14 protein-coding genes are annotated in these 11,997 nt (G+C 39.4%); 6 read left to right on the plus strand and 8 right to left on the minus strand.

The window, feature by feature from the left end; genetic code table 11:
• Window positions 1–9: 9 nt before the first annotated feature.
• From CYAN7822_RS08445 to CYAN7822_RS08455, 3 genes are read right to left on the minus strand one after another with little or no spacing between them, the layout of a single operon-like run.
• Complete coding sequence (locus CYAN7822_RS08445; protein ID WP_013321829.1) at window positions 10–744, minus strand: NUDIX hydrolase; 735 nt, start codon at window positions 742–744, stop codon at window positions 10–12.
• Window positions 741–1,307 (minus strand): nicotinate-nucleotide adenylyltransferase, encoded by a 567-nt coding sequence (locus tag CYAN7822_RS08450; RefSeq protein ID WP_041933597.1) that lies wholly within the window; start codon window positions 1,305–1,307, stop codon window positions 741–743. Before CYAN7822_RS08450 ends, CYAN7822_RS08445 begins: the two co-directional genes overlap by 4 nt.
• 28 nt (window positions 1,308–1,335) lie before the next feature.
• Window positions 1,336–2,715 (minus strand): nicotinate phosphoribosyltransferase, encoded by a 1,380-nt coding sequence (locus tag CYAN7822_RS08455; protein WP_013321831.1) that lies wholly within the window; start codon window positions 2,713–2,715, stop codon window positions 1,336–1,338.
• Window positions 2,716–3,010: 295 nt separating this feature from the next.
• On the opposite strand from CYAN7822_RS08455, the gene CYAN7822_RS08460 reads away from it, so the two are divergent.
• Window positions 3,011–3,229, plus strand: coding sequence for a hypothetical protein (locus CYAN7822_RS08460; protein ID WP_013321832.1), 219 nt, complete (start codon window positions 3,011–3,013; stop codon window positions 3,227–3,229).
• A gap of 101 nt (window positions 3,230–3,330) precedes the next feature.
• Here the strand turns inward: CYAN7822_RS08460 and CYAN7822_RS08465 are convergent, their stop codons facing one another.
• Complete coding sequence (locus CYAN7822_RS08465; RefSeq protein ID WP_013321833.1) at window positions 3,331–4,212, minus strand: YihY/virulence factor BrkB family protein; 882 nt, start codon at window positions 4,210–4,212, stop codon at window positions 3,331–3,333.
• 277 nt (window positions 4,213–4,489) lie between these two features.
• Here CYAN7822_RS08465 and CYAN7822_RS08470 point away from each other — a divergent pair, with 277 nt between their 5' ends.
• A complete protein-coding gene (locus CYAN7822_RS08470; RefSeq protein ID WP_013321834.1) occupies window positions 4,490–4,723 on the plus strand; it encodes a hypothetical protein in 234 nt (77 codons plus the stop codon).
• 186 nt (window positions 4,724–4,909) lie between these two features.
• On the opposite strand, the gene CYAN7822_RS08475 is transcribed toward CYAN7822_RS08470, so the two are convergent.
• Entirely contained in the window at window positions 4,910–6,283 is a 1,374-nt protein-coding gene (locus tag CYAN7822_RS08475; protein ID WP_013321835.1) for an NAD(P)/FAD-dependent oxidoreductase, read from the minus strand.
• Between the two features lie 300 nt (window positions 6,284–6,583).
• On the opposite strand from CYAN7822_RS08475, the gene CYAN7822_RS08480 reads away from it, so the two are divergent.
• Entirely contained in the window at window positions 6,584–6,874 is a 291-nt protein-coding gene (locus tag CYAN7822_RS08480) for a cell division protein SepF (RefSeq protein WP_013321836.1), read from the plus strand.
• 16 nt (window positions 6,875–6,890) lie between these two features.
• Here the strand turns inward: CYAN7822_RS08480 and CYAN7822_RS08485 are convergent, their stop codons facing one another.
• On the minus strand, window positions 6,891–7,070 hold the full coding sequence (locus CYAN7822_RS08485; protein ID WP_013321837.1) for a DUF2811 domain-containing protein: 180 nt from the start codon (window positions 7,068–7,070) through the stop codon (window positions 6,891–6,893).
• Between the two features lie 801 nt (window positions 7,071–7,871).
• Between CYAN7822_RS08485 and CYAN7822_RS08490 the strand changes: the two genes are divergently transcribed.
• Complete coding sequence (locus tag CYAN7822_RS08490) at window positions 7,872–8,021, plus strand: hypothetical protein (RefSeq protein WP_013321838.1); 150 nt, start codon at window positions 7,872–7,874, stop codon at window positions 8,019–8,021.
• A gap of 111 nt (window positions 8,022–8,132) precedes the next feature.
• On the opposite strand, the gene CYAN7822_RS08495 is transcribed toward CYAN7822_RS08490, so the two are convergent.
• The gene (locus CYAN7822_RS08495; RefSeq protein ID WP_013321839.1) at window positions 8,133–8,531 is read right to left on the minus strand and encodes a hypothetical protein; all 399 of its coding nucleotides are present in this window, start codon (window positions 8,529–8,531) and stop codon (window positions 8,133–8,135) included.
• Window positions 8,532–8,628: 97 nt separating this feature from the next.
• Window positions 8,629–9,000, minus strand: a complete 372-nt coding sequence (locus CYAN7822_RS08500) for a hypothetical protein (RefSeq protein ID WP_041933598.1) — start codon at window positions 8,998–9,000, stop codon at window positions 8,629–8,631.
• A gap of 317 nt (window positions 9,001–9,317) precedes the next feature.
• On the opposite strand from CYAN7822_RS08500, the gene CYAN7822_RS08505 reads away from it, so the two are divergent.
• Window positions 9,318–11,453, plus strand: coding sequence for a cation:proton antiporter (locus CYAN7822_RS08505; RefSeq protein WP_013321841.1), 2,136 nt, complete (start codon window positions 9,318–9,320; stop codon window positions 11,451–11,453).
• Between the two features lie 38 nt (window positions 11,454–11,491).
• Window positions 11,492–11,977: a hypothetical protein gene (locus CYAN7822_RS08510; protein ID WP_013321842.1), complete on the plus strand. Its 486-nt coding sequence runs from the start codon at window positions 11,492–11,494 to the stop codon at window positions 11,975–11,977.
• Window positions 11,978–11,997: the final 20 nt, after the last annotated feature.

Here is an 11,997-nt window from a genome sequence, read left to right on the forward strand (position 1 = left end):
TATCTTTGATTAAATAAACACCATCGGCTTATCCTTTAAAGGAGCAAAAGCCACTGGATCAAAACGATATAAACTGGCCGGTCTTCCTGCCCCTCTAGTTACTTTAATTCCCATATCTAATAAAAATCCTAACTTCAACAAGCGATTACGAAAATTAGAATAATCGGAAAAATTATTCCCGAGAATGGTTTCATAAAACTGATAGAGATCGCTTAAAGTAAATAACTCGGGTAACACTTCAAAAGCGATGGGACTATATTCTAATTTATTGCGTAATCTCTGATAACCATACTGCAAAATTTGATGATGATCAAAAGCCAATTGAGGAACTTTTTCTATCATATACCAAGTAATATTATTTGACGGTTCAGGAATTAATTCTGCTTCTTCAAATCTCACTAAAGCAAAATAACTCACTGATAAATAACGCACGCCAAAACTATGAGGAGATTCTCGCGGGTCTCGATTAGGGCCTGCAAAAGTATAAAGCTGTTCCAAATACAAATTTTTAACCCGTATTTTTTCAGCTAAAATTCGATAAGCCGCTTGTTCTAAAGATTCTCCTTGACGAACGAGAGTTCCTGGTAAACCCCAGTAACCTTGAAAGGGTTCTTCTTTTCGTTTACTTAACAAAACTAATAAACGATTTTGTTTAGTATCGACGGAAAAAATGACATTATCCACTCCTACTTTAAAATCGGCTAACACTTTGGTATTGACTCTATTTGTGTTGCTCTCTGTCATGCGTACAATTTCTCTTGATGAATATAATCCTTAATGGGTTGAGTAACTACTGTTTTGTCTTTCTCTTCACGATAAGCTGTAGAAGACACGCCAGGGACTTTTAAATCAGCGATTTGATAGTCTCCTCCTAACTGGTGTAAAGCTTCTAAATCTCGGTCATCTATGAGGTATCCCGGGCGAGGAACAATTAAAATTTTGACTTGTTGAAATAATTCTTCAATTCGATACCAACGACGAATTTGTCCGACCAGATCTGAACCAATGACTAAACTATAGTCTGCCGCTTCTCCCCAAATTTCTTTGGCTTTTTCTAGGCTATGCAAACTGCGGCGATGACTTAACTGTTCATAGACTTTGATATTGTCTCGAGGGGGATCAATTTCGCTAATGAGTAAGCGTAGCATTTCTAATCGATGTTCTAAGGAGGTTTGATGGTCTTTAAAGGGATTATCAGAAGCCCAGACCGCTACCTGATCGTAATGATCACTTAACCATTTTAGGATAGCTTGATGTCCGGCGGTTGGGGGATCGGCACTGGTTCCAAACAGAGCAATTTTGGTCATAGCTTGTGAGTAATTGGTGTGGTCAATTTTAGCCATTGATGAGTTCAGATTGCAGCCGCTCCTTGACGGTTGAGCGCAGATTTTCTAAGGCTTCAGATACCTCTAGGGTTAAAGATAACGGGTGATCCAGTTGACGAATTTGGGGCGCTAAACTCTCTACTGAACGTCGAGTACGCTTTTGAATAGTGGCTAAGGTTTCACGTTTGTTAATTCGCTTTCCTTGCTGCATCATCAATTGTAATAGCGGCTGTTCATTTGGGTTAGGAGTCTCATGGGCTAATCCTAAACGATCATAATAAATTTGATGGTCATCTTGAGCGCGAAAAATTTGTTTTCGCCCTGGATAAGTGGCTTTATGACTTGACTGTTTCATGGTGGGAATTCCATTAATTTCTACGAGTTTATAGACTCCATTAACGGCGGCTCCGCTTACTAATTTTGTTCCTAGTCCATAACCATCAATTGATGCTCCTTGTTGTTTTAATCTTTGAATTTCCCATTCATCAAGGTCCCCACTGGCAAAAATTTTCACGTCTGGTAAAAGTGAGCGGACTTTTTGCGACAATTCTACCAAATCTCCAGAATCTAAGCGCACCCCTGTAATTTCTAGTTCCCCTTTTTGAACCTGTTGAGCGATTCGAGTAGCGGCGGCTACGGTATCATAGGTATCTATCAGTAAAGAGGCGGCAGGAAAATAGCGATGAAAGGCTCTAAAGGCATCATCTTCACTACCTTGGGTGGCTTCAAATGCCATGATTAAAGAATGGGCCATGGTGCCACTGGGTTTTTGTCCTAAATTGAGTGCGGCTAACACATTTGAGGTAGCATCTAAGCCTCCAGCTAAAGCGGCTCTAGCCGCCCATAAGGAGCCTTGGGGACTAAATGCTCGTCTTGCCCCAAATTCTAATAAAATCGCTTCAGGCCCGGCTATATCCCGCATTCGTGCGGCTTTGGTAGCTACTAAGGTTTGATAGTTAAGGGTATTGAGTAAATAGGTTTCTACTAATTGGGCTTGCCACAGGGGAGCTTCTACCCTCAAAATGGGTTCATTAGCAAATATCGCTGTTCCTTCTGGTACAGCCCAAACATCGCCGCCAAATTTGCCGCCTTGCAGTAGAGACCAAAACTTTTGGGGCACTTGAGCAAAGATGCCGGTTTTTTCTAATGCTTCTAGTTGCTGATCGCTAAAATGCCATGTTTCTAAATATTCTAATGCCTGTTCGAGTCCTACGGCGATTAGATAGCCAAAGTCGCTAGGTAAACGACGTACAAATAATTCAAAGCTGGCAGGCTGGTTTTCTAATCCTTCCCCACAATAACAGGCTATCATGCTTAATTGATATAGATCCGTCAGCAAGGCATAATCAGAGGCTTTTAGGTCTAGGGGTTGATCGGGTGTCTGTATCATGACAATTCTTCTTGGCTTGGTGCCCTTTGGTCTTCTGGATTAATTATAGTATTTTTTACCAAAATTGAAAAGACAGAAGTAGACATTCTTTTAACTGTCTGTTCTAAACACAGTTTGCGGGGTGTGGCTCATCATTGAGCATAATTGTGTAATTTCAAGGGCAATTAATTTTTTTTCTTAAATTTTAGGTTAAGATGATCCTATTAGAGTTGTAAAAAGCACATTCATTCAACTCCCTCATCTAAAGGTTTTCAAGACCAGTAAACATCTTAAACCCAGAAATAGACGAGTGTGTATGATTAATCAGTTGAATGGCAGTAAAAATTATCCCGAAAACTCTATTAAAGAAATACATGAAATTATTGATAGAGCGATCCTAGAAAGCCAAAATAAGTTTAACGCTCTTTCCGAAGCGTTGCAAATTTTGTCGACATTATCTCAAACCGTAAAAACACCTAGTCAACAAGCTCTATTGGCTGAAGCAATGGCTCTAATTGAGAAAGCTCGATTGTAAAATTTTGCTGATGGGGTTTATGGATTTGAAAAAATCATCAGTTAATCAGAGCGAGATCATTGGGTTAGCTTTTCTGATTAACTTTTAGTTTAGGGGTGAAATTATTTTTTATTCATAGCAATTGCGTGTTTATCAGGAATAATTTTTGAACCATATTTTCGAGCATATACCTGAGTAAATTCAGCCCCAAAAAACAAAATCTGAGCAGAATAATAAACCCAAACTAAAATGACTACTAATGAACCAGCCGCCCCATAGGTTGAGCCAAAACTGCCTCCTCCTAAGTAAAGTCCTAGGGCCTGTTTACCGATGGAAAACAGCAAAGAGGTTAGAATAGCGCCCATTCCCACATCGCGCCAGCCGATTTTCGCATCGGGTAAATATTTAAACATGAAAGCAAATAATAAGGTAATTACCGCAAAGGAAACCACAAAATTAACCAATTGCCAAACAAAGTTTAGTCCCGGAAAGAGATAGTTAAAATAAGTATTTAAAGCTGCTAAAATAGCACTGATGACTAAGGAGACTAAAAGTAAAAAACCGATGCCCAAGATAGCCGAAAAAGATAAGATACGTTTTCTAATAAAGCTGACTAATCCTTGTCCGGGTTTAGCTTTTATTTCCCAAATAAAATTGAGAGCATCTTGAAGTTCTGCAAATACCCCAGAAGCCCCAAAAATCAGCACTCCTATACTGATTAAAGAAGCCATATTCCTAAGCTCAGGTTTACTAGAATTTTCGATAGCTGTTTCTATGACTTTTGCTCCTTCTAGTCCTACTAAACCCTTAATTTGATAAACAATTTCACCTCGGGCGGCTTCTTCCCCAAACACTGCCCCAGCAATAGCAATCACGAGAATTAATAATGGAGCTAAAGAAATAATTGTGTAGTAAGCTAAGGAAGCCGCTAAACGAGAAGCATTATCATCTTGCCATTCTTGAAAAGTTTCTTTTAGCAGTTTTATAATTACTCTGAGTTTCATTTTTTGATCAGTTTATAGATCTTGCAAGGGTTTCTCTTTTTGATGAAATCTTACAGAATTTTCTATTCAAAATCATCTGGCTAAAGAAAGAATTTAACCTTTTTAAGTCTCAAGCTAATTCCCTCTTAAGGGAGAAGGGTTAGAGATTGAGTTTTTTTACTTATTAAGCCGCTCGAAAAATTATTTTAATAAAAATTTTACTTTTAAGCCAATTAGACGCTCATGGGTTCACTTTTGAGGATAAAATATTTATTTTATAATCTCCAACTTTTTAGCTATGCAACAAGTTACTCAACATCCAACTTTATACCTACTGTCTCTACTTCTGCCGACAGAATGTGAATGTAGTTTACTGGAAAAGACGACCTATCAAATCCGTTGTCCTGATTTTGTGACTGCCTTTTATGTTTGGAATCGTCGGATGTTATGTATCTACCCTTTACTGCGTCCTGGAGATATGGTGGAAGTGATTGGGGATAACTTTTATCACAAAAGCAACCCTCTTCCTTAAAAAGAGTTATTTGTCAGGCAACAGGGAATAATTGAGGTGTATTTCAATTAATTAGGAAACACTTTAATCATATTTAAAATAAATTAGATTTTGATTTTTTTTCACAACCATGAAAGACTTATAGAGACGCTGGATGCAACGTCTCTACATGGGAGAAATTATCAAACCTTTTGGGTTAAGCAGAAATTATTGGACAGTGACAGTTTGCGCTACAGGGTCTTGTTTTCCATTGGCGAGGCCATTGTAGGCGGTGTTGCTGTCTTCATACTGAATCATCGGCTGTTCTCCTGGGGTAGTGATCAGACGAGCGCCTTTATTATTGGTAAAATAACTCCAAGCCCACTGCACCATGACAATTAACTTGTTGTCAAATTCCAGCAAGTAAAAGACGTGAATAAACAACCAGAATAACCAAGCTAAGAAACCCGACAATTTGATGCCTTTAACATCCACAACGGCGGCGTGTTTGCCAATTACTGACAAGTTACCCCAGTCAATATATCGGAAAGGTTCTAGGGTTTTTCCTTTCAGGCGGCTTTGGATGAGACGAGCTACATACTGTCCTTGTTGCATGGCTACGGGAGCAACACCGGGTAAAGGTTTACCCTTGATGTGATCGTAGTAAGCCAAATCACCAATGACAAAAATATTGTCATACTTGGGCACATGAAAATTGGGGGTGACTTTGACTCGTCCGGACTTATCGAGTTCTGCTTCGGTCGCTTCGGCAACAAGATTCGCCATCGCAGAAGCTTTCATGCCTGCGGCCCAGAGAACGGTTCGCGCCTGAATTTGTTCTAAGTTATCGCCGGTTTTGAGGGTGATACCATTGTCGGTAATGTCTATGACTCTGGTGCCGGTTTTTACCGTTACTCCCAAGCGTTCTAAAGAGGCTTTCGCTTTCTTAGATAACTCGGGTGGGTAAGTGGGCAGTATATGTTCTGAACTGTGTACGAGAATGATTCTTGCATCAGACGTTTTGATATGACGGAAGTCTTCTTTTAAAGTACCGTGAGCCAGTTCTCCCAAGGCTCCGGCTAACTCGACTCCGGCAGACCCTCCGCCAACCAAGACAAAGGTTAACCATTCTTTGCGTTTTTCGGGGTTGAGTTCTTTTTCAGCCGTTTCAAAGGCAATAAAAACTCGTCGCCGCATTTCGATGGCATCTTCTATGGTTTTCAGTCCAGGGGCTTTCTCAGACCAATCTTTACCAAAATATTGATGAGTCACACCTGTGGCTAGAATTAAGGAATCATAGCTGATTTCTCTGTAGCGCAGTTTGACGGTTTGCCGCTCGGGATCTATTTTGGTGACTTCCCCCATTAAGACTTCAGTATTTTTATTATCTTTTAGAAGTGATCGTAAAGGTGAAGAAATATCAGCAGGGGATAAGCCGCCAGTTGCCACTTGGTAAAGTAGCGGCTGAAACACATGAAAGTTTCGTTTATCAATGAGGGTGACTTGAACAGGTGCTTTAGCAAGTTTTTGGGCTGCATAAAGACCACCAAATCCACCACCAACAATTACAACTTTGTGAGGAGCAGAATTTTCAACTTTCATAATGAGTGATTAATAATGTCTTTCTTCGGCTTGAAATTGCCAAAGCCAGAGAAGGGACTTATATTTCTAGATTATTTTAAGCATTGCTCTCACTTTGTATCAGAAGTTACGAGGAAAAAGCTTGTGATTGTTTGATGACAAACCTATTAATTTACTCGGAGAGTTTACTATATTTCTGTATAAATAACTACCAAAATTTAGCAACAGAGGTGTAAGAAGTTAATATCTTGACATTTGTCCCCCCAATATAGTACATAAACATTATCTACCTCACTCCTCTGTAAACTCAAAACAATAACTATGCGGGCAACACAATCTGAGCTAAGCGTTTTTTACCTCAGCCATCTAGAAGAAGTAACAGAAGTGATTGACATTCTTCGAGAAAGGCAAACGGTTATTGTAAACCTTGAACAGTTAAATCTTGCTAAAACTCAACGAGTAATCGATTGGATATCAGGCTGTACTCAAGCCATAGATGGTCAAATCATTTGGCTCGGAGAAAGGAGCTTTATGTTTGCTCCCTGTACCGTTAAGGTGATTGCTGATGAGTCAAAAAGGAGTTATATTTCTCCCCGAGTTAAAGTCAGTTAAACAGGAGAAAAAATCTTTAAATCATAATTATTTTCGATTTTTCTTGAAGTTTGTTTTGCTCTTTAAAAAATAGGGATAAAGCTTCAGTAAAAACTTTATCTTGATCAGAATCAGGATGAGAATTTAAATAATTTTGCAAAGACTGATGTAAAGGAGCCGGGATTTCAGTAACTAAACTAATTTGATAAGTTTCCATAGGGTTTTTCCTTCTAGTTTCCTAGACGCACAAATTTTTCAGCTTAACGTTTTCAAAGGCTGCCGCAAAACGCTAACTGATTAACCATATCTGCTAGATTAACTATTCTCCTTCAGAGCTTAAAGGTTGTCAAGGTAACGAAATGTAAAAACACTCTTCAAGAAAATTTTAGTTTAACGAAACAATCAGGGATAGAGCGAGTTTTTTGTTACTCAACTTAACTAAATCTTCTCATCCTAAAGGACGCTTTTCCCAAAAAATAAAATCCACTGTTTATCTGTGAAGCCTTAACTTATCCGTCTTGCTTGTGGAAAACAACCGAATAACTGTGGAAAATTTAGAAAAGATTGTGGAAAACTTGGGGATATTCAGAGAATAATTTCGCCTCTATGATAATATTTGTAAAAGAAGATTTGACTAAACTGTTAAATCTTCAAAAGCATTTCATCAGCGAAAATTGAGGTGAGTGCTATTGCCTAAACGCCGAAATAATAAAAATGTACTAAATTGACGGGGCTGTGCATCATAGGTATAATTTACTTCTTAATAAAAAAAGGGAATTTTGCTCAGAGAAACCGCAAAAAATTGAGAAAATTTTCCATGAAAGATACAAAAATATAGACAACTTTGCAAAAGTATAAAAAGGTTACCAAAAAAACAAAGTAATACAACAATTCTTCAATAAATATTGCGAGAGTGAGTAAATTATTGAGGGATATTAGATAATCAAAGTAGAGAAGAAATTAAGCAAGGTTCTTCTCTATAGGGAAAAAATAACCGATTTAAGTAGGAGAGAGGATTATGAATATTGCTAAAAGTGTACAAGATTTAGTTCAATATTTAGCCGAAGGATTTGCTAGAATTTTTGGACCTAATGATGATCAATATCCTGAAATAGGAGTCCAACCTTTTGAGGGTGAACCCTATCAAACTAGAGAAGCTGATTCATAAATTTATCTTGACGATTGTAGGATTGTTAATGAGTCATTTAAAAATTGTCAAAATCTCGTATTTCTGGTGGAGAATGTAAAAATCTCCACCCTTTATATTTTAAAGCGAGAACTACTGCTGCAATGCTTGCCAATCGGGACAATGCTCATCATCCCATCCATAGGGGTGCATCCCACAAACTAATAAATTGCCAGCGTACAATCGCCCATGATAATGATGGCATCCGATACAAGCAGGATGATGTTCAGCACTAGGTTCTAATTTAGGATTAATTAATAAATCAGCTTCTTCATCATAGAAATTTTCAGCAATAATATTTTCTTGTTCGAGATAACTATCAACAAGAGGGGCAAATAACTCCTCAACCAACTCCTCAAAATCAGCCGAGATTTCATCCTGTACCTGTTCAAAAAACTCCTCTATTACCTGGCCAACATCAGTAAAAAAATGCTCGACTTCCTTGGTCGCCGTTTCTAAAATAAGCCAGAACTCTTTTTGCCAGTCTTCCATCGATTCTTTGCTATATATGTAGTAGCTAATAGGGAGTACAGATCGTCTTTTAAAGGCGATATTAATTTACTCCATTATAAAACTAAGCGGCGAAAAGTCATTCCCTTTTCAATCGCTTGAGTTCTTCAGTTAAAGATTCAACTTGTTTTCGTAACTCATCAACATTTTCCCCTTGTGGGCTGGTGGATTCTTCATCATCATCAGAGACAATTTCAATACGACGAGGTTCTTTGCGTTCGTTTTCAGTGGGTTGATGGGCCTGCTGTTGAGTGGCCTGTTGAACAATCTCATCAACGTATTTACGGGCTTCCTCCATATTCATCTCGCCCCTGGCCACCATTTCCTCAGCCAATTTGCGGGCTTGCTCCCGTAAGTCTCTTAAGTTAACTCTAGCTTTTTCTGCCGCATAATCAGCGATTCCAATCCCCAAAAAAACCGCCTTTTGAACCAAAGAGCTAAGATCAGGCAGATTAGGACGTTCTGGCATAATAATATTCCATCCGATCATTTAATGAGCTTTTATATGATCTAGGATATCAAGAATCCAAGCGGTTCGTAGTTGACCAAAGACAAGGGTGTAGGGGGTAGGGTGTAGGGGACAGTTTAAATACAATGATTATTTGCTATAATTGGCATCTTGCCAACCCGCCCTGCCCAGCGCAGGGTTTTTTCATCTTTTCAAGGTCAACAAGAGAAGAAATGCCTAAGAGATAATTAGGAACAGGGAAAACCCCCAAAAATAAATGCTAAATTGAATCAATTCATCCTTGCTCAATCATCATTGGTATGAAGATCGCCATTCTTGTCCTTGCACAAGTCTTAGTTGTTATCGGACTCTCCCGACTGATGGGTTTAGCCTTTCGTTGGCTCAAACAACCTCAAGTAATTGGGGAAATTGTCGCGGGGATTATGTTAGGTCCTTCTCTATTTGGGTTAATCGCTCCTCATTTGGCTGGTGCTTTCTTCCCGGCTGAGGCAATTCCCTACTTAGAAGTCCTCTCTGAGGTGGGACTGATCTTTTTTATGTTCTTAATTGGCTTAGAACTGAATCCGAAATATCTGAAAGGAAACTTAGATATTGCGATTTTAATCTCTCACGTCAGTATTTTAGTGCCTTTTGTCCTAGGCAGTTTTCTCTCGTTAATTCTCTATCCCCTAGTCTCTAATTCTGGCGTTTCTTTTACGGCTTTTGCCATGTTCTTAGGGGCGGCAATGTCGATTACAGCCTTTCCTGTACTGGCTAGAATTATTACCGAGAATAACCTACAAAAAACCCGCCTAGGAACTTTAGCCTTAACTTGTGCGGCGGTGGATGATGTGACGGCTTGGTGCTTGTTAGCTGTAGCGATCGCTGTAACCCGCAGTGGTAGTATGATAGGAGCTTTACCCACTATCATCTATTCTGCCATTTATATCACCTTGATGATGACAGTGGGACGAAAATGGCTGCAAAAATTCGCTAAATACTACACTCGTACTGGCCGCTTAACTCAGGTGATGTTAGCCGTGATTTATATGGCTGTGGTTGCTTCGGCTTTAATTACAGAAATAATCGGCATTCATTTAATTTTTGGGGCCTTCTTACTTGGGGCAGTTATGCCGAAAAATGCGGGATTAACTCGAGAACTAGCCGAAAAAACCGAGGACTTTATTCTCATTTTCTTGTTGCCGGTATTTTTTGCCTATAGCGGCTTAAGGACTCAAGTGGGGTTATTAAACCGTCCTGAATTATGGCTATTATGTCTAGCGGTTTTAGCAGTTGCAATTATCGGAAAGTATGTAGGAACCTATATTGCCGCAAGATTTTCTGGCGTTGAACATCGAGAAGCATCCGCGCTGGGATGGTTGATGAATACTCGCGGCTTAACAGAACTGATTGTACTCAATATCGGTTTAAGTTTAGGGGTGATCTCGCCGCTTATGTTTACCATGTTAGTCATTATGGCCTTGGTAACCACCTTTATGACTTCGCCGCTATTAGAGTGGACATACCCCAAACGACTGATTAAATTAGATGTGGTTGAACCCAGTGAGGAAGAACTTCAGCCGAATTATCGCATTCTCGTGCCGATGGCTAATCCCAGTACCCAACGAGGATTATTACAATTAGCGATAGCTTTAGCCGGAACCAATTCTCCGGCTGTGGTGCATCCCCTGAGTTTAGTTCAACTCGATGAAGAATACGCTTTTGAAAGTAGCCCGGTTGAAGCTGAACGTCTGATCCAAGAACGCCGCCAAGGAATTCAAGAACTGATCGAACAATTAAATTTATCAATTGGTAGCCACTACATTCAACCCATTGTCAGAGTGACGGCAGATGTTGCTCGAGAAACCGCTCAAATTGCTTTACTTGATCGTGCTGATTTAATTATTATGGGATGGCATCGTCCTACTTTTAGCAGCAACCGTTTAGGAGGAAGAGTCGGTCAAATCTTGACTCAAGCACCGGTCGATGTGGGGGTTTTTGTGGACCGAGGACAACAGCAATTTAATCGAATTTTAGTGCCTTATGTGGCTAATGTTCATGATGATTTGGCTTTAGAACTAGCCTTAAGATTAACCGTTAATAATGAGTCGAGTTATTTAACTATTTTGCCAGTGATAGACACTTCTCAAACAGAAGGAGAAATTAGCTATGAATTAGGCCAAATTATAGAACAGTTACCCGGCAACGTGCGCTCACGTATTAAAATCCAACTGATTCAAACTGGGGAAACGATTCAAGCAGCGATTAAAGCTTCTGCTGATGCTGATTTAACCATTGCCGGCACTACCAGAGAATGGGGCATAGAACGACACACTTTAGGCCGTTATACTGATCAATTAGCGGTTGAATGTCACTCGTCTTTACTGATTACTCGTTGTCATCTCAAGGTTCGTTCTCACCTGGGTTCTGTTTTAACTCTGGCTCAGAATGTCTAAAAAAACATCGGTTTTAACATTTAAAATCCCTATTAATCATGAGTCACTTTAGTGCTAAATCTCTCACTTTTTACGGCGTTGCTATCACGACAGTGGTTATTTTATTTAAAGTCGTCAGCGCCTATGGGGAAACGAATTTAAAAGCACCTCCTTCTCTGGATGGTCTTTATCCTTTAGAAACGGAAAGTTTACCAGCTTGTTTTAAATCCCAAGGTTTGAACTTAATGATTCAGCAATCCGGCATTTATTTGCGCGGGCAAATTCTCCCTCAATCTTCGGAAAAATCCCCAGAAACTTTAGCAGAAGAAACCCCTTTTCTTAACGGTAAATGGAACAACCAACAGATAGATTTATCGGGATCTCTTTCCCAGTTTCCTGAGTGTAAAGCCGAAGCCGTAACCCTTCAAGCGTCGTTACAAAATAAGACTTTAACAGGTCAATTAAATCTTGATAACAATCAGGAAGTGGTAAAATTTACGGCTCAAAAACAAGAGGTTGAAAAAAAGGAAACTAAGGGCCATTAATCGTCTAAAAAAACTCGGCT

It is taken from the genome of Gloeothece verrucosa PCC 7822 (genome assembly GCF_000147335.1).
GTDB classification, from domain to species: domain Bacteria; phylum Cyanobacteriota; class Cyanobacteriia; order Cyanobacteriales; family Microcystaceae; genus Gloeothece; species Gloeothece verrucosa.